We start from the raw sequence: 16,724 nt of genomic DNA, 5'->3' as shown, positions 1-16,724 counted from the left end.
CTATGAACAAAATTAGCTCTTCTATAATTATTGGCGTTGCCATCATCATTACCGCATGGATTTTAGGGAAGTCATTCCAAAACAGAAATAAAAATTTAGATTCTATTACCGTAATCGGATTGGGAACAAAAGACTTTGTTTCAGATGAGATTCTATGGTCAGGTAGTTTTACCACTACTAGTTTTGATATTAAAACGGCTTACAATAAGATTGTTTCCGACCAGAAAATTGTTTCCGATTTCTTTTTGGGTAAAGGGTTTAAATCGAATGAATTTAGTTTTGGGGCCGTAAATTTCCAGAAAAAGTTTAGAGAAGTCAGAAGTGAAGGAATTGACAACCAAACTCGTTACGAACAGCTTTTTGATGGGTATCAGGCAACACAGACCATCTCTTTTTCTGCTAAAAAGAATTCCGATTTGATGCAGCGTATTGAAAGCGTATCAAGTAAAACATCTGAATTGGTAAATTCCGGAATCGAATTGTCCTCTAATACCATTCAGTACACGTTTTCAGATTTGCCAAGCTTAAAGCAAAGCCTGATTGAAAAGGCGACCAAAGACGCCAATGAGCGAGCCACTAAAATTGTAAAAACGGCAGATGGCGATTTGGGAAAACTTAAAAGAGCCAGTATGGGCGTTTTTCAGATTACAGGCCAAGGTTCTACAGAAGATGATAGTTATGGCGGAATCAACGATACATACAGTAAAAATAAAACGGCACGGATTACGGTTAGGTTGGAATATGAGTTGGATTAAAAAAAGCTCTAAGTATTGAGACTTTACCTCCCAATTTTAGCATTTATAGCCGCAATATCACTTTGCAGGATTTTCAATATCCCGGGAAAGCTCTCGGCATCAAAATTCTCCGGTTTGTTGTCTTCCTGACCAATGTGGGCAACATATTCCCATATTTCCAAAACATCCGAAAGCTTTATATCATAAGGGCTGTATATAATATTATCGGGAGCAACAGTTATGGAGTCGTCATTTTTACTATTGAGTCTTTTATATGTAATTCCCTCGCTGAGTGTCACTATGATATAGGTTTTGTCCTTTTTGATTTCGCCAAGGTTTTCAATATACCGTCCTACAATAAAACTCTTATCAGTATGCGGCGGCATCGAATCGCCACCAATTGGGAATGCCCTCATTTTACCGGAGCCTAAAAATGGCAATGCTATCTGCTGCAGATTCTCAATAAATTCGGGATTGGCATAGCCGGTCAGATAACCTGCCCGTGCTTTATGGGGAACAATCTCTATAAAATTATTTCCGTTTTTGTCAACCGTTATTGGCAATAAAATCCGGTTATCACCCAATTTAAGTAAATCATCAACTGGAATTTTCCTCAAGTCTACTGACAATAAGATATCAATACTGATATGAAAATATCTCGACACAGCCAATAGAAAATCGGGTGGCGGAAGATTAATCCCACCTTCGTATTTTACGTAACGATCTCTGGGAACACTGCATTCCGCCGCAGCTACCTGTTGTGTCACGGCTTTTTTCGTTCTTAGGACTTTTATATTATCGGAAAATAACGACATGATATGTTAATGTGAGGATTTAGCACTTCAAATATAATTATTAAAGTGATAAATCCGCATATTTTTGTAGAAATATTTTATCCTCAGAAACTTAGCGATGTCAAGGTCAATTGTACATATGGATTTGGACACTTTTTTTGTGTCTTGTGTAAGGCTTCAGAACTCGCAATTAAATGGTATTCCAATAATTGTGGGTGGTGGTGAGCGAGGCGTTGTGGCGTCCTGTTCCTATGAAGCGCGACGCTTTGGCGTGCGTTCGGCGATGCCTATCCGTATGGCTTTGCAGCTTTGTCCCGAAGCCAAAGTCATTAAGGGAGACTTTGAATTGTTTACCAATAAATCACAGGAGGTAACCCAGATTATTGAAGAAAATGCCCCTATTGTAGAGAAGTCCAGTATTGACGAATTCTATCTTGATATTACAGGAATGGACAAGTTTTATGGATGCTATAAATGGACAAATGAATTGTCCCAAACCATTATAAAGGAAACAGGCCTGCCTATAAGCTTTGCGCTATCCGTAAATAAAACGGTATCCAAGATTGCTACGGGTGAAGGAAAGCCCAAAGATAATCTTGAAGTTCCTGAAAAAATGGTGCAGTCCTTTTTAAATCCGCTTTCTATAAGAAAGATTCCTGGAATTGGAGAGCAGAATTTTAAATCCTTCTCACAGCTTGGAATCCGCAACATCGAGAAGCTTTCTGAAATGCCGCAACATTATATGCACAGTATGTTTGGGAAGATTGGATTGGAATTATGGAGAAAAGCAAATGGTATTGACAACACGCCGGTACAGCCTTATGTGGAAAGGAAATCCATTTCAACCGAGCATACTTACCTGCAGGATACCATTGATATTAAGAAGGTTAAATCACATTTGATAAGCATGGCTGAAAAATTAGCCTACCAACTTCGGAAAGAGCAATGGCTTCCTTCCTTAGTAGTAGTGAAAATCCGATACGCCAATTTTGATACCGAAGTCCGGCAGATGAAAATTACCTATACCTCCTGCGACCATATCCTGATCCGTTACATTTTGGAACTGTTTGACAAACTGTACAACCGTAGGATGCGCATCCGACTTATTGGTATCCGCTTTAGTGGATTAGCCCGCGGAAGCTATCAGGTAAATATGTTTGAGGACACGGTAGAAATGATGTCTTTATACCAAACGATGGACAAAATAAGAAACCGTTTTGGCGCTGATGCGGTAAGCCGCTGTGCGGGAACCAAACTCAAATCAAAAGATGAGGAAGAACAAAAACTACCTGACCCGTTGAAAGGCGAGTTCTATTATAAAAATCAATAATCCCGAATCCTAATTCGTAATTCCTAATTCGTAATTCGTAATTTATTTTTCATGTACCTCAATTGCCATTCCTTTCATTCGCTGCGTTATGGCACTATCCCGCTTCAGGACTTAGTGCAGGAAGCCGCGTTGCATGGCGTAAAGACAATGGCGTTGACCGATATCAATACCATTACGGGAATTTATGATTTTGTCAAATTATGCGGGGAGGTCAACATCAAACCCATTGTCGGAATTGATTTCAGGAATAAAAATAAACAGGAGTATATAGGACTGGCAAAAAACCGCGAGGGTATTGCCGAAATGAACGGCCTGATTACGGAGCATAATTTTGCGGACACGCCTTTGCCCAAAAGAGCACCCGCATTTAAAAATGTATTTGTCATTTACCCTTTCGAAAACATCCCCGAGGAATTAAATGAAAATGAATTTGTGGGTATCCGCCCCGAACAGCTGTCCAAACTATTCAATCACAATTGGAAGCGTTGGCTGGATAAGATGGTGATTCTAAAACCTGTGACCTACCGAACCAAAACCGAATACAGCCTGCACAAAATACTGCGCGCCATTGACTTAAATATTTTAGGTTCCAAACTCAGGGAAACCGATTATTGCAGGGAATCCGAAATAATGATTCCTTTGGAACTATTGATTTCTGGTTTTACCGAGTATCCCAAAATACTCCAGAACACAGAATGGTTGATGGAGCAATGCCATTTTGTGTATGAGTTTGGCATTCCAAGAAATAAAAAACACTTTACCGAAAACAACCGGACTGATTTGGAATTGTTGACCAAATTAGCTTATGAGGGTTTGGAACGGCGTTATGAAAAGGACAATAAAGAAGCCATAGCACGGATTAAAAAAGAATTAAAGGTAATTGATGAATTGCAGTTCAGCGGTTACTTCCTGATTACGTGGGATATCGTGAGGTACAGCACCAGTCAGGGTTTTCTGCATATAGGACGTGGCAGTGGAGCCAACAGCATTATCGCCTATTGCTTGGGAATTACGGATATATGCCCGTTGGAACTCGACCTGTATTTTGAGCGTTTCCTGAACCTGAACCGAAAATCACCGCCTGATTTTGATATTGACTGGTCGTGGCAGGAGCGCAACACCATATTGGATTATATTTTTAATAAATACGGTCGTGACCATGTAGCGTTCTGCGGGACAAATGTCGAATTTAAATACCGTTCCATTTTTCGGGAGGTGGGAAAGGTATTCGGACTGCCGAAGGAAGAACTGGATGTGCTTGCCAAAAATCCAATGACAAGGCATCATCCGAATGAGGTGGTCAAAAAAGTCCAGAAGTATGGGATGATGCTCGAACGCTATCCCAATCAAAGAAGCATGCATTCCTGCGGAATTATCATTTCCGAAGAGCCCATTACTAATTTTACCGGGTTGGAAATGCCCCCAAAAGGCTATCCCATTGTACAATTTGACATGCATGTTGCCGAAGATATCGGCTTTGAGAAGTTTGATATCCTAAGTCAGCGCGGTATCGCCACTATTGACGACACAGTAAAGCTGGTCAAAAAAAACCGGGGGATTGATGTGGATATCCGGGATACCCGTATTTCAAAAAATGAAGCTTCCTGCAACGCTTATTTGGGTATTGGCAAAACGATAGGGTGCTTTTATATTGAAAGCCCTGCGATGCGGGGATTGTTGCGCCGACTCAAATGTGATAATTATAAGGTGCTTGTTGCGGCATCTTCTATAATCCGCCCCGGCGTGGCGCAGTCGGGAATGATGAAGGAATACATTTTCAGGCACAACTATCCCGACCGTTTTGAATATTTCCATGATGTTTTTAAGGAACAGCTTGGTGAAACCTATGGTATTATGGTGTACCAGGAAGATGTAATAAAGATTGCGCTGCATTATGGCGGGCTTCCGGCTTCCGACGGGGATATTTTGCGGCGTGCGATGAGTGGGAAGGGCGTTCCAAAGCGCAGTTGGCAAGGATTAAAGATGATTTTCTGGAAAGCTGTAAAGCGCAGTGACATCCCGAAACCCTGAGCGAGGAAATATACCGGCAGATAGAATCCTTTGCGGGTTATTCCTTCTGCAAGGCACATTCTGCATCCTATGCGGTAGAAAGTTACCAAAGCCTTTACCTGAAAGTGCATTACCCAATCGAATTCATGACCGCTGCCATCAATAATTTTGGCGGTTTTTACCGCACGGAAGTGTATGTACACGAAGCTAAAATGTCGGGGGCTAACATCCACAACCCCTGCGTCAATAAAAGTTTGTTTCAAACTACAGTCTACGGCAAGAATGTGTATCTGGGGTTTCAGCACCTTAAAAGCCTGCAGTCCAAAATTGCCTATGCGATAGAGGAAAACCGCGAAACGTATGGGGAATTTAAATCGATTGAAGATTTTATCAACCGCATTGCAATAGGGATAGAAGGGATACAGATACTGATTTTAATTGGTGCCTTTCGGTTTACAGGTAAAACCAAAAGCGAACTCTTGGTTATTGCGCGCATGCTGATGATGAATTTCAAACCCGAAAATCGGGGCTGGCTGCTGCTTGAAGAGCCCTATAAGGAATACACCCTTCCGGTATTGGCGCGTTCGCCTTTTGAGGACGCCTTTGATGAAATTGAATTGCTGACTTTTCCGGTATCGGTTACCCCTTTTAATTTGTTGCAGACGCGTTATCGCGGCGATGTGATGGCCAGGGATTTAGTGCGCTATCACAAAAGAACCGTGAAGATGCTTGCCTATCTTATTTCACGAAAGCATGTACCCACGAAGATGGGTGATATGTATTTCGGAACGTGGATTGATGTAGAGGGGGAACTATTTGATACGGCGCATTTTGCCGACTGCCTTAAAAGATATCCTTTTCAGGGAGGAGGATGCTATCTTTTACAGGGAGTAGTTGAGGTCGATTACCATTTCCCGACGGTTACTATAACGCGCATGGCTAAGATGCCTTTTATCCCCGACCCACGTTATGCCGCAACGGACGAAAAGCGCTATGAAATGCAACACCAAATACGGGAAGATGTGAGTATGACGCACCGTGAGCCTTATCCTCAGGAAATTAATTTACCACGACACAAAATGGCATAAAAAAGAGACTGCCCTTTCGGGCAGCCTCAGCGTCAATCAAAATCACATCAAGAGTAGTTTTTTACGCGGCAAGAGTGACTTTCTGAGCTTCAACAGCGGCAATAAAGGTGTCCACTACTTCAATCTCACGATTTACTCTTTCCAAATCCATTTCCTTTTCAACCAGTGCTATTACACCGTAACTTTCCTTACGGGTTTCGAGTAAGAACTTTTTGTACTCAAGTCTGGTTTTTTTGTTAATGGCATCATCTTTCGTTGGTCCATCAGGCAATACTGCGATGATGGTTTCTGTTGCCGTAAGTTCGGCAATTACGCCTCCTAATAAGGCGTCAAGCTCCTGAGCCGTGTCTGCATAACGTACAGTTAAACGCTCATCTGAAATTTTTTTGAAAGTCAAGTCGGCTTTCTCTTTACCTGCCCAGGCAAGTAACGCGTTGCAATCGGCAATCTGCGTCAAATTTGTAATTGTGTTCATAATAAAAATATTTAATGGTTAATATTGTCTGCCAAAAGACAAGAGCCGTGCCAAAAATTTGTAGGAATATGATTTTATGAAAACTTTAACATAACAAGTATAATATTACAAATTAGAATAAGTCTTTATTGCCAATAAAATCGGTATCTAACAATAATTTTCGCAATTCCGCATCCAAAAATATTTTTTCGAGTTGTAATACTTCCAATTTGATCTTGAGTTTTGTTATGGATGTTAATCCATGCTCCTGCAAACTTTTATCTGCCGTATGACGTATTGCCCTCAATGCTGCTGCTTTGGAAATTTCATTCGAATCAGTGCGTGAGGATAGGAAATCAACAAGATGCCGCACCCTTACTTTCGTGCTGTAGATTTTCTCTGAGGCCTCAATTTTACGGGCTGTATGCAATAATTGATATTCATTTTCCTTAAGCATGCATTGCAATTGAAGTTGCAATTGCACCATTTGTTCCTGCACGACGGCGGTTCTTTTTAATGGAATATCAGGAGACTGTATATGACTCAACATTTCAGCAAGAAGGTATTTTGCATTTTTAGGAATATCCCTTGTTCCTATCTCGAATTTCGAAAATTGGCTTCTGGAAACGTTTAGGACTAATGCCAATTCTGTTTGGCTAAATCCTAAAAGGTCGCGGAGGGCTTGAGTTTTTTTCATCTGTATAAAGATTAAATCAAAAATTTTCTTTAACAGATTTGGCGCAATTTTTTAGTAAGAAAAAATCATGCCACAAAATTTGGCGCAACATTTTCAAATGCGTAAATCCTGCGCCAGAAATGTTAAAATTTTGGATCGTGCCAGCAGTAATACACATTTTTGGAAATTGCAGGTACACTTTTACTATACATTTTATATGCTTGGAAAATTTTGTACCTTAGGGTTTTAAATTTAGGATGTATGTGTTACTACTACGGACTCGATGCCGACTTTGAAACGATAGAGCACCACTACGGCGTCAAGCACCATCCGCCTGTCCAGTATTGGGATAAGCGCCCACCATCACCTTCCGGAATGATTAATGGCTTTGGCCATCCGCGGCTTCCTATTATCAAACAGCAGCAGGAGAAAGAAATAGTTTTGGGTGAATGGGGTTTAATACCGCATTGGGCGAAGGATATTTCACAGTTTCGGAAAGGTGCGAATACCTTAAATGCCATGATAGAAACCGTTGCGGAAAAACCCTCGTACCGCGACAGCTTAAAACGACGCTGCCTGGTTGTGGTAAGCGAATTTTACGAATACAAATGGATGGATGAAAAAGGGAAGGTAAAAATCCTGCACAACATCAAGGCAACCGGGAAAGACTTATTTTCATTGGCGGGAATCTATTCTCCCTTTAAAGATCCAAACACCGGTGAATTGATTGACAGCTATACCATACTCACCACCGAAGCCAACACGCTAATGGCAGAAATACACAACACCAAAAAACGAATGCCGGTGGTCCTGCATAAGGATGAAGAGGAGCTATGGCTGAATGATGATGCCATGGAGCATTATTTTTGCAGGAAGGAGATTGAGCTGGAGGCGACGCCGCTTCCGAAACCGGGACAGGAATTATTTTTATTTTAAAGTCTACAAAATGCCCGCACCCAATCTCACCCGCTTTCTCGAAGCGCACAACCAATCCTATCAAAGGGCACTTACAGAAATCAAAAATGGCAAAAAAACTTCGCATTGGATGTGGTATATTTTCCCGCAGCTACAGGGATTGGCAAACAGCGACACCGCACGATTTTATGCGATAAATAATCTTGAAGAAGCTGAAGGCTTTTTGCAACATCCTGTTTTAGGAAAACATCTGATTGAGATTTCAGAGGCAGTTTTGGTGATTGAAGGTAAAACAGCAAATAAAATTTTTGGTAAACCGGATGATAGGAAGTTACGGTCTTGTATGACGCTTTTTGCTAACGTTAAGGATTCGCACCCGGTTTTTAGGGAAGTGTTGGAAAAGTATTATGATGCGGAGGAGGATGAGAGGACGGTGGAATTTTTAAACCTCTAGGTTACGTGCCGCCGATTGGCGCAGTAGCGGTAAATTTGAGCAAATTATGAGCTATTGCCCAAACGGCTGATATCCGTTGGTGCTATTCCGTTGAAGGCAATTCTATAAAACTCGCGGTCAGCCTTAGAGAGAAATCATTTTACATAATTTGGAGACACACAATCCTGCCAGTACTCAACTATTGTCTTCACTAAACGTTTAAAATCTTCAAATCTTGACGGCTTGACAAAAAAACCTTGAATAGATTTTGAGTACGCATCAATCACATCTTCTTGCGCAGCACTAGTTGTAAAAAATAAGTACGGGATGGTTCTGAGCCGTATGTTTTCATTTTCAATAATTTGCTTTCTCAGCTCTTTGCCATTTAATTTTGGCATATTTATATCTGAAAATACTATAAAGGGCTCCGCGGTATTTCAATCAAATAGGTGAGTGCTTCTTGTCCATCATTAAAGAAAATAATTTCATTTGTATAATTTAAATCTTTGAATACTTCACCAAAGATTTCTTGATCATCCTTGTCATCTTCAACGATTATGATTGCACCTTGCTTATTCATTTTGTTAAATTTATTTACAAATGTAACATATTGTCTTGCTAGTTGTTTAACGTTCCGCCGCTTCTCGTCAGTTGCGAACTTCGGAACGAATTATTTTGGTAATGTCATAGTTAAAGGTAGTGATTGAAATAATGTTTTAGCATACGAACCCTTTTCTGATTTCGCACGGCATCACAATAAACGGTTCGTCTATCAAATAACTAACATTGACAGTAAAAAACACTTCATAAAAAAGTCTAAGGCGTTATGCCTGACATCTGCTAAAAGTGTTACCGAGAACGAAACTTTTGTTACATCAAATTTTAACCTATATAGGCGCGCGTGATTCGGTAAGTTTCGTTTTATAAACACTATTGACCTAAAGCTTTTTTAATGATTGTAAATCGCTTCTGTTTGGGTCGTTCATTAAATCAATGAAAATCTTTTTTTCTATCTGAAACACATTTTCGGAAATGGTTTTATCATTTACGACGCACAGTAATATATTTAACTCTTTGCAGTTGTGATAACTTCTTGATTGTAGGGAATAGGCATATATTTCGTCGTTTCTAAATATTGTTTTTAAAGTTTGCTCCTGATATTCTATTTCGCGATATGCATTATAGCAATTGTATTTTTCTCCCAACTCAACCTTATTTTCATATTTATATTTTTTCATTAAAGAAAGATTTAGTAAGGGATTTTCAGATATTTTTATTTCATATAATTTATCATTATAAAAATCCAGCTCCATTAAATCAATATCAATGTCAGCAACATTATAGTATTTTATAATGAACACCCTCTTTTCTTTTACCAAAGGAGAATATCCATAATCTTGATAATTGTCGGACACTTTTTTTTCGTAAATAGTCATTTCAGATTTCATTATCTTTTTGCTCTCGTTTCTTGACAATCTATTCACTAAATCCTGCTCTGAACCGAAATATCTTTGGTCTTTAACCTTGTCAAATTCTTTATAGGCGTAACCCTCATTTTTTAAAGAATCTATTATTGAAATGTTCATCCCAACTTTAAATCTTCCAATGCCATTAATATTGCTTTGGCAATAAGAAAGGTTGCATAGCAAAAGCAACGATAATAAAATAATTTTTTTCATTGTGGTACATTTTTAGGTTATTAAATAAAAAAAGCGCGACTAATATCACGCTTAACCTAGGCAGTACAGCCCGCCCAACAAAACAACGATATACAGTCGCGCCGGATTGGCGCACTATAATCATTATCTGTCTTGCTTTAAAATTGATGTGGTACTTTCAGGTTAAAGCGATAATAATAGCACTATGTCATTACAAATATATGGTTTTTGATTTAATCAACCTCATCAAAGGGTAATTCTGGAGATTGGCTTCCATCACTTCCAAATTTTGGCAATGCCCTTTCGACCATTCTCTCCCAATTCTTCCAATTATGCCCAGAGGCTTTCGCTAAAGCTGTTAAAACTGCCAAATGTTCTTTTAATTTTGGATGTCCGAAGTTAGGTTCGATCCATTGTGTAAATTTTCCTTTCCTATTTCCTTTTTCATCTTTAGGATTTAGTTTTCTCAATTCAATTAAAATTTGCGGAGCCAATCTTGAATAAACATAATTATTTATATAGTGCCCTACAACTTGAGGTTTTTTGCCCTTGTTTGCAATTGACCAATTCCATCCTTTCATTCTGAATATAGCTTCAAAAAATGAATCGTCATACGTTTGAACCCATTTCCCTTTTTCATCTTTAAGAAATTGCGCCAAGAATTCTTTAAGCGCCGTTTTTTCTCTTACCTCTTGATAGCCTGTAGCCTCATCAACTAGCGCAATAATTCCAACCTTTGCAAAAGCATCATATAATATTTCGGCATTACGTCCAATTTCATTATTTCTTGCGGGTAAAGTACCTTTTAAATATGCTTTTGATATGCTTTTAGTTATTTCTTGTAACAATGTGGCTTCATACCCGAAGTGTATCACGCCGTTAAGTTCAAATTTTATAGGGGATTTTAGCAGCAGCTTGATTTCATTAAGCTCTGCGCTATTATTTGCATTGAAAATAGAGTTATTATCCATAAAAGCGACCAGCCTTGCAGCACCTCCAAACTCCTTGAGTTCTTTGTTTGTTGTGCCTCCATAATTAATGCCTAAGGCTTTAAACAAGCCTCTTTGCACAATTACTCTTTTTCCATCTTCTAACACGTAACAAGGTATTTCTATATCTCCTATCATTAAAGGAGAGTCCGAAGAGCCATACTTAGCTTCTAAATTTTTATTTTTCATATTAATATAGATTTACTGATTTATTTATAATTTGAGCGAATAATACATTTGTATCAACCGAACGGTTGCTGTATCTGAAACAGAACTCTACAAGGTATTTGTCTAAATATCTATCGCTAATTTGGTGGTACTGTCCGTAAATACCTCTTTTGAATAAAGACCAAAATCCTTCTAAAGTATTGTGTGCGCAATTCCTTTAACATACTGTCCGATATTGTGATTTACAGTTTTATGGTCGTACCATTTATTCATTCCTGCATAACCTTTGTGTTGGTCTGTTGAAAGAACAGAACCTTTGGCAACGTTATCGTGTAAAAACCTTTTTAAGGTCTTTTTAGTGGTGTCATTTTTTTTTAGCCACAACCTTACCATCACGCTGTAAAACTCCAATAACAGGCGTGTGGTTTGCGCCACCTTGTCCGCCAGGTTTCTTTTTATCATTGTGGCGGTTTTTATCTTTTCCTCCGATATAAGTTTCATCAGCTTCAACAATTCCCGTCATTAATTGTTTATCGTCAACTAAAGCGCGTCTTATCTGCATAAACACTCTCCAAGCGGTGTCTTTTGTTACTTCTAAATCACGTCCTAACTGACGTGCGCTATATCCTTTTTTTGCATTAAGCACTAAAGAAATAGCCAAGAACCATTTTTGTAAATCAATTTTTGTTTTGTGAAATATCGTTCCAACAATAACACTAAAAGAAGTGTTGCAAGTATTACAATGGAAACGTTGTTCCTTTGGCATAGGAGATTGGTTTTTAGAATTGCAGTAAGGGCAGGTAGGTTCGCCGTTCCATCTTACTAATTCTAAATGGTTGATGCAATCTTGTTGTGTTGGGAACTGTTTGTAAACTTGTATAATATTCATCCTGTATGATTTAATGGTAGTACAAATGTAACTACTTAAACTCAAACGACAAAATTTTTAGGCAATTATTTTACTACCTTTAACTATGACATTACCATTATTTTCCACTAAGATAATATTTCTTGCGAAACGTGAACGTGAACTTACCACAAAATTCGCAATTGCGAGAAACGGCTGTTAGCAAACGTTGCTCAAATGGAGACGTTTAAATTATCCATATATTTTTAACTACTTTTGGTTACAAATCGAACACCATGAGTTTTATCTATCAACTACTTCAGATTCCACCATTAATATTATTAATAATTATTGTCCTTATATTTTCTGGAATAAGTTTTTTAATAACTTATTGTTTTCGCAAATACGTGAAGATATCTCCAAAACAGAAGCATAATGAAGCAGTAAGTTATATTTTTGCTATAATTGGAGGTTTTTACGCATTACTTTTAGGTTTTGTTGTCTTTATGGTTTGGGGTTCGTCTGATAATGCTCAGATAGATACCAGTTATGAAGGAAGTTCAGCAATAGCCTTTTATAGAGACATTAATTATTTTCCTTCTAAAACAGAAATTTTACCAATAAAAACAGCTTACATGAAATATGTACACACTGTTATTGAACATGATTTTCCTGCTATGGAAAAAATGGAACCGCTTGATAAAAATAGTAGAACTGCATTAAATAAAGTTTTTTTACTGGTAGGTAAGTTAGGTATGAAAAACGCATATTCCGCTCAAATTCTCAATCAGTTGAATGAATTAAGCATGCGTAGAAGCCTTAGACAAGTAAATAACTCATCTTCAATACCGTTTGAAATATGGATTCCACTCTTGTTGGGAGGAATTATTGTGATGATTTTTGCTTTATTACTTGATGTAGAAAGTTTACGAATCCATTTATTAATAAATACATTGTTGGGCGCATTTATTGGACTAGTTATTTTTATTATTGTCCAATTAGATCATCCGTTTACCGGCGACATGAAGATTGAGCCAAATGAGTATAAAACTATTTTGATGATGGATAAAGAAACCAATAATATTTAATTATTACGGTCTGGAGCAATGTTTGCTAACTCATTAATAGGCGAAGTTTTTGTCACTCGCAAGAATAATTATCCAAATATATAAGAAATTCCCCTTACTTCTTTGCGTCCCAGTAAAATTTCCCGAAAATGATATAAGAGTCAAGTGCCTACAACACAGTAATTTTACCTAAAAATCTACTACTATGGAAGCTATCTTACACTACAGGACCTCTGGTCATATAGGAACACAATCTGCTACGGAGGAAATCATCCGTTTATTGGCAAAACAAAATTCTACCAACTTAATTGACGTACGCCCCTATGAATACGAATTGGACAACCAATGCGATTACAGCGATGCCAATCCTTCACCGGAACACTACGTCAACTTTTATGTTATCACAGAAATCGGTAAGAGCAACAGCATAGAGAAAGACGTCAGCAGTCAACTTAGCAGCATTAGGAATTCCAACTTGGTGATTACGCAGGAGTGGGAGTGTGGCAATGAACAATATTATGTGGTGCAGTTAGCTGCGGTTGCTTAAATGTTAATGTGAGGATTTGTCAATAAACTTATTGTTGCTATAGTGCGGTAATATCATAATTTTGTGTACCACATTGAACCACAATTTAATAAATGAAGAAGCAGGAATTCGCGATAGTCGATATCGAAACTACCGGCGGCAATGCGAGTGGCAGCCGTATTACGGAAATCGCTATTATCATCCATGACGGTACACGCATAATTGATCGCTGGGAAACGCTTGTCAATCCCCAAAAGGATATACCGCCTGCTATTTTCGCACTGACGGGAATCAATAACGAAACCGTTCGTGACGCGCCCACCTTTGACTATGTTTCAGAAAAAATTTTGGAAATGCTTACCGGTCGGATTTTCGTAGCACATAACGTCAACTTTGATTACTCTTTTGTCCGGCACGAACTCGAAAGGTCGGGATTCAAATGGACAGCAAAGAAACTGTGTACCGTGCGAGCGGCAAGAAAAATAAGGCCGGGACTGAATTCCTATAGCCTGGGGAACCTTTGCCATTCGTTAGACATTCCATTGGAAAACCGGCACCGTGCAGGTGGTGATACCGATGCAACAGCCATATTGTTTTCGCGGTTATTGGAATGGGACGAAGAAGGAGTAATGGAGAAGATGATAAAGAAAACGGCACAGGACCAACGACTGCCTCCCAACTTACCGCCAGCCGTCTTTGAGCAGTTACCCGAAAAGCCCGGTGTGTATTATTTCTATAACAAGGAAAAAAAAGTAATCTATGTCGGGAAAGCGGTCAACATAAAAAAGCGCGTTGCCTCGCATTTCACAGGTCATAATATCAATCCACAACGGCAGAATTTCCTAAAGGATATTTACAACATTTCCTTTGAAGCCTGTGCTACAGAACTTATGGCACTGCTGCTTGAATGTAATGAAATAAAGAAATTATGGCCCACTTATAACAGGGCTCTAAAACGATTTGACCCAAAATATGGACTTTATCAATATGAAGCGCGTAATGGTTACCTCTATCTCGCCATAGCGAAAGTTAATAAAAGTCAGCACTGTATTGAGGTTTTTAATAGCGAGCACGACGGAATAAATTTGCTGCGGCAGTTGATGGAACAATTTCAAATTGACTACCGGTTCTGCAAATATGGAAGTCCCGGTGAAGGCGAAACGTTTATCCAAACCGATACTGTGAACTTACCCGAAGTGGCCTATCATAACGGTCAGATTGAAAGTGCCATCGATTTCTTTTTACAAAACCGGCCAAGCTTTGCCATTATGGACAAAGGCAGGAACGCGGAGGAACGAAGTTGCATCTGGGTGGAAAAGGGGCACTTTTATGGAATGGGTTACGTTGCATCGGATCTCGCATTCGGCGAAGCCTCAGAGGTGCGGGATTATGTTACACCTTATAGGAGCAATCAATACATTATGCAGCTGATTTACGGCCATGCAGAGAAATATCCCGGGAAAGTCCTCAAATAGAAAAGGAATTATGATTTTATTCAATGATACTGAGATGTTCACCTCTGGGATGCGTGGCAAAAAAGTTTATGATGTGCCCGATTGTGATTTGTTATTGATTGATAACTTCTTTGTTAAGGAGGAAGCTGATGAATATTATACTACACTGCTTCAAGAGACCCATTGGCATGAGTACGAGATGCCAATGTATGACAAAGTGGTTACCGCTCCACGTATGGTTTCCTGGTACGGCGATACGAACCGGCCTGAACGGGAATCCAATCCCAATTGGCCGACCGAATTGCTCGAAATAAAGCATCGGGTTGAAAATGAAACCCAAATAATATTCAATGCTGTTTTGTTGAATTTATATCGGAACGGAACGGATGGTGTGGGTTGGCATAGCGATAAGACAACTAGCACCAACAAGGATATGAACATTGCTTCGGTAACCTTTGGCGAAACGCGCCTGTTCCGTTTGCGTCATAAGTTTATGAAACATATACCGAACATTGAAATTCCGTTATATCATGGTTCATTTCTATTAATGGCGGGCTCAAGCAATACGTATTGGGAGCATCAGGTTCCAAAAACGGCGAGGGATGTTTTGCCAAGAATCAATCTCACTTTCAGGCAGGTTAAAACGGAGAAATAAAAAAAGTCCCCGCCGAAACGAGGACTTTAGTTTTCTGTCGAACCGCCGTGTTGCTGACCGGTTTCCACATTTGAGATTAAGAGGAGGAAGCCCAGTGGGCTTCAGGTATTTTTGCTAGCAAAAGCCGACCTGGTAATCCACAAGTGTGCCGACGTTAGGTTATTACATGCACGAAGGGATGGAAAGTGCATGCCCCGTTACAGCCTCCTCGACGAACTGTCATCCCTCGTCTTCGTACCGACAGAAATTTGTTACTCACGAACTAACTTGTAGTACAAATTTATTTTACGGGGATTTAACCAGCTTATACGATTTATTCTAAATATTATAGAATATCGACCTCTTACTGGGATTGGAAACCGAACTGTTTGAATGCTAAACAGTGTAAGTAATTATAAAAATCTTGTAATTCGCCCAGCCCGTAAAGATGCTAATTTTACAATTATTTAATAATCAAATTATGGAAAACAATGGCAATGGGAATTATGGTCATGACGACAGTAATCCACAGAATGAAAAAGAAAAACACATAGACATGGCACGTTTAAATGTTGATTCGGAGAGAAAGACGGAAGATTTTAAGTCGGACACTGATCCATATCGGTATTATAACAACGACAATACTTCAAATAATGAGCACGATGAAAATAATTTTTCCGAAGGTCCGGCAGAGACATCAGGAAAAGAAAGCGCGTATCGTTCTCCCGAAGATGAACGAGCTTTTAATACGAAAAACACGGAGAAATACATCACGCAGGACAACCCGGATAACCGAGAAGCTCAGGATACATGAGTGAAAAATTCATTTGGTTTGTGATTTTTAGCCCGGATAGCAGTGGAAATCCTTTTAAGGATTGGCCTGAGCGTTAGCGAAGGCACATCAATTCTTAAAAGATTGAAACGTATAGCCGGAATAGCTTCAAAAT

The 16,724-nt window shown here is 39.1% G+C and carries 17 protein-coding genes and 2 pseudogenes; 10 read left to right on the top strand and 9 right to left on the bottom strand.

The features are described from left to right. The first annotated feature begins 2 nt into the window (after positions 1 to 2). The gene (locus Q0Q99_RS03145) at positions 3 to 755 is read left to right on the top strand and encodes an SIMPL domain-containing protein (RefSeq protein ID WP_293891310.1); all 753 of its coding nucleotides are present in this window, start codon (positions 3 to 5) and stop codon (positions 753 to 755) included. Positions 756 to 778: 23 nt separating this feature from the next. Here the strand turns inward: Q0Q99_RS03145 and Q0Q99_RS03140 are convergent, their stop codons facing one another. Further along, on the bottom strand, positions 779 to 1,549 hold the full coding sequence (locus tag Q0Q99_RS03140) for an XRE family transcriptional regulator (protein WP_293891307.1): 771 nt from the start codon (positions 1,547 to 1,549) through the stop codon (positions 779 to 781). A gap of 97 nt (positions 1,550 to 1,646) precedes the next feature. Here Q0Q99_RS03140 and dinB point away from each other — a divergent pair, with 97 nt between their 5' ends. Further along, the gene (gene dinB, locus Q0Q99_RS03135; RefSeq protein ID WP_293891304.1) at positions 1,647 to 2,858 is read left to right on the top strand and encodes a DNA polymerase IV; all 1,212 of its coding nucleotides are present in this window, start codon (positions 1,647 to 1,649) and stop codon (positions 2,856 to 2,858) included. A gap of 51 nt (positions 2,859 to 2,909) precedes the next feature. Then, positions 2,910 to 5,956 (top strand): annotated as a pseudogene (locus Q0Q99_RS03130) (DNA polymerase III subunit alpha). 61 nt (positions 5,957 to 6,017) lie between these two features. On the opposite strand, the gene Q0Q99_RS03125 reads toward Q0Q99_RS03130, so the two are convergent. Beyond that, positions 6,018 to 6,431, bottom strand: a complete 414-nt coding sequence (locus Q0Q99_RS03125) for a hypothetical protein (RefSeq protein WP_293891301.1) — start codon at positions 6,429 to 6,431, stop codon at positions 6,018 to 6,020. Between the two features lie 112 nt (positions 6,432 to 6,543). Further along, on the bottom strand, positions 6,544 to 7,107 hold the full coding sequence (locus Q0Q99_RS03120) for a helix-turn-helix transcriptional regulator (protein WP_293891298.1): 564 nt from the start codon (positions 7,105 to 7,107) through the stop codon (positions 6,544 to 6,546). A gap of 240 nt (positions 7,108 to 7,347) precedes the next feature. On the opposite strand from Q0Q99_RS03120, the gene Q0Q99_RS03115 reads away from it, so the two are divergent. Then, the gene (locus Q0Q99_RS03115) at positions 7,348 to 8,022 is read left to right on the top strand and encodes an SOS response-associated peptidase (protein ID WP_293891295.1); all 675 of its coding nucleotides are present in this window, start codon (positions 7,348 to 7,350) and stop codon (positions 8,020 to 8,022) included. 10 nt (positions 8,023 to 8,032) lie between these two features. After that, a complete protein-coding gene (locus Q0Q99_RS03110) occupies positions 8,033 to 8,455 on the top strand; it encodes a DUF1810 domain-containing protein (RefSeq protein ID WP_293891292.1) in 423 nt (140 codons plus the stop codon). A 134-nt stretch (positions 8,456 to 8,589) separates the two neighbouring features. On the opposite strand, the gene Q0Q99_RS03105 is transcribed toward Q0Q99_RS03110, so the two are convergent. The 6 genes and pseudogenes from Q0Q99_RS03105 to Q0Q99_RS03085 form a co-directional block, all read right to left on the bottom strand. Next, on the bottom strand, positions 8,590 to 8,832 hold the full coding sequence (locus Q0Q99_RS03105) for a hypothetical protein (protein ID WP_293891289.1): 243 nt from the start codon (positions 8,830 to 8,832) through the stop codon (positions 8,590 to 8,592). Positions 8,833 to 8,849: 17 nt separating this feature from the next. Then, on the bottom strand, positions 8,850 to 9,014 hold the full coding sequence (locus Q0Q99_RS03100) for a hypothetical protein (protein WP_293891286.1): 165 nt from the start codon (positions 9,012 to 9,014) through the stop codon (positions 8,850 to 8,852). A gap of 358 nt (positions 9,015 to 9,372) precedes the next feature. Beyond that, the gene (locus tag Q0Q99_RS03095) at positions 9,373 to 10,113 is read right to left on the bottom strand and encodes a hypothetical protein (RefSeq protein WP_293891283.1); all 741 of its coding nucleotides are present in this window, start codon (positions 10,111 to 10,113) and stop codon (positions 9,373 to 9,375) included. A 212-nt stretch (positions 10,114 to 10,325) separates the two neighbouring features. Beyond that, positions 10,326 to 11,270: a P63C domain-containing protein gene (locus tag Q0Q99_RS03090; protein ID WP_293891280.1), complete on the bottom strand. Its 945-nt coding sequence runs from the start codon at positions 11,268 to 11,270 to the stop codon at positions 10,326 to 10,328. Between the two features lies 1 nt (position 11,271). Continuing rightward, positions 11,272 to 11,642 (bottom strand): annotated as a pseudogene (locus tag Q0Q99_RS12875) (IS1595 family transposase). After that, entirely contained in the window at positions 11,614 to 12,138 is a 525-nt protein-coding gene (locus Q0Q99_RS03085) for an IS1595 family transposase (RefSeq protein ID WP_293891277.1), read from the bottom strand. Before Q0Q99_RS03085 ends, Q0Q99_RS12875 begins: the two are co-directional and overlap by 29 nt. A gap of 254 nt (positions 12,139 to 12,392) precedes the next feature. Here Q0Q99_RS03085 and Q0Q99_RS03080 point away from each other — a divergent pair, with 254 nt between their 5' ends. The 5 genes from Q0Q99_RS03080 (at position 12,393) to Q0Q99_RS03060 (ending at position 16,591) form a co-directional block, all read left to right on the top strand. Then, the gene (locus Q0Q99_RS03080) at positions 12,393 to 13,184 is read left to right on the top strand and encodes a DUF4239 domain-containing protein (protein ID WP_293891274.1); all 792 of its coding nucleotides are present in this window, start codon (positions 12,393 to 12,395) and stop codon (positions 13,182 to 13,184) included. A gap of 184 nt (positions 13,185 to 13,368) precedes the next feature. After that, positions 13,369 to 13,710, top strand: coding sequence for a hypothetical protein (locus tag Q0Q99_RS03075; protein WP_293891272.1), 342 nt, complete (start codon positions 13,369 to 13,371; stop codon positions 13,708 to 13,710). Between the two features lie 92 nt (positions 13,711 to 13,802). Further along, positions 13,803 to 15,164, top strand: a complete 1,362-nt coding sequence (locus Q0Q99_RS03070) for an exonuclease domain-containing protein (protein ID WP_293891270.1) — start codon at positions 13,803 to 13,805, stop codon at positions 15,162 to 15,164. A gap of 10 nt (positions 15,165 to 15,174) precedes the next feature. Then, positions 15,175 to 15,798: an alpha-ketoglutarate-dependent dioxygenase AlkB gene (locus Q0Q99_RS03065; protein ID WP_293891268.1), complete on the top strand. Its 624-nt coding sequence runs from the start codon at positions 15,175 to 15,177 to the stop codon at positions 15,796 to 15,798. Positions 15,799 to 16,258: 460 nt separating this feature from the next. Beyond that, positions 16,259 to 16,591, top strand: coding sequence for a hypothetical protein (locus Q0Q99_RS03060; RefSeq protein WP_293891266.1), 333 nt, complete (start codon positions 16,259 to 16,261; stop codon positions 16,589 to 16,591). Positions 16,592 to 16,724: the final 133 nt, after the last annotated feature.

Source organism: Flavobacterium sp. (assembly GCF_025352425.1).
Taxonomy (GTDB): Bacteria; Bacteroidota; Bacteroidia; order Flavobacteriales; family Flavobacteriaceae; genus Flavobacterium.
Note: the sequence above shows the minus strand (reverse complement) of the source record. Positions and strands in the feature narration are given on the sequence as shown.

Coding starts and splice junctions, on each gene's coding strand:
- Q0Q99_RS03100 (WP_293891286.1), bottom strand. CDS start 9,014: ATGAATAAGCAAGGTGCAATCATAATCGTTGAAGATGACAAGGATGAT.
- Q0Q99_RS03085 (WP_293891277.1), bottom strand. CDS start 12,138: ATGAATATTATACAAGTTTACAAACAGTTCCCAACACAACAAGATTGC.
- dinB (WP_293891304.1), top strand. CDS start 1,647: ATGTCAAGGTCAATTGTACATATGGATTTGGACACTTTTTTTGTGTCT.
- Q0Q99_RS03060 (WP_293891266.1), top strand. CDS start 16,259: ATGGAAAACAATGGCAATGGGAATTATGGTCATGACGACAGTAATCCA.
- Q0Q99_RS03115 (WP_293891295.1), top strand. CDS start 7,348: ATGTGTTACTACTACGGACTCGATGCCGACTTTGAAACGATAGAGCAC.
- Q0Q99_RS03075 (WP_293891272.1), top strand. CDS start 13,369: ATGGAAGCTATCTTACACTACAGGACCTCTGGTCATATAGGAACACAA.
- Q0Q99_RS03105 (WP_293891289.1), bottom strand. CDS start 8,832: ATGCCAAAATTAAATGGCAAAGAGCTGAGAAAGCAAATTATTGAAAAT.
- Q0Q99_RS03090 (WP_293891280.1), bottom strand. CDS start 11,270: ATGAAAAATAAAAATTTAGAAGCTAAGTATGGCTCTTCGGACTCTCCT.
- Q0Q99_RS03145 (WP_293891310.1), top strand. CDS start 3: ATGAACAAAATTAGCTCTTCTATAATTATTGGCGTTGCCATCATCATT.
- Q0Q99_RS03095 (WP_293891283.1), bottom strand. CDS start 10,113: ATGAAAAAAATTATTTTATTATCGTTGCTTTTGCTATGCAACCTTTCT.
- Q0Q99_RS03070 (WP_293891270.1), top strand. CDS start 13,803: ATGAAGAAGCAGGAATTCGCGATAGTCGATATCGAAACTACCGGCGGC.
- Q0Q99_RS03080 (WP_293891274.1), top strand. CDS start 12,393: ATGAGTTTTATCTATCAACTACTTCAGATTCCACCATTAATATTATTA.
- Q0Q99_RS03140 (WP_293891307.1), bottom strand. CDS start 1,549: ATGTCGTTATTTTCCGATAATATAAAAGTCCTAAGAACGAAAAAAGCC.
- Q0Q99_RS03110 (WP_293891292.1), top strand. CDS start 8,033: ATGCCCGCACCCAATCTCACCCGCTTTCTCGAAGCGCACAACCAATCC.
- Q0Q99_RS03120 (WP_293891298.1), bottom strand. CDS start 7,107: ATGAAAAAAACTCAAGCCCTCCGCGACCTTTTAGGATTTAGCCAAACA.
- Q0Q99_RS03065 (WP_293891268.1), top strand. CDS start 15,175: ATGATTTTATTCAATGATACTGAGATGTTCACCTCTGGGATGCGTGGC.
- Q0Q99_RS03125 (WP_293891301.1), bottom strand. CDS start 6,431: ATGAACACAATTACAAATTTGACGCAGATTGCCGATTGCAACGCGTTA.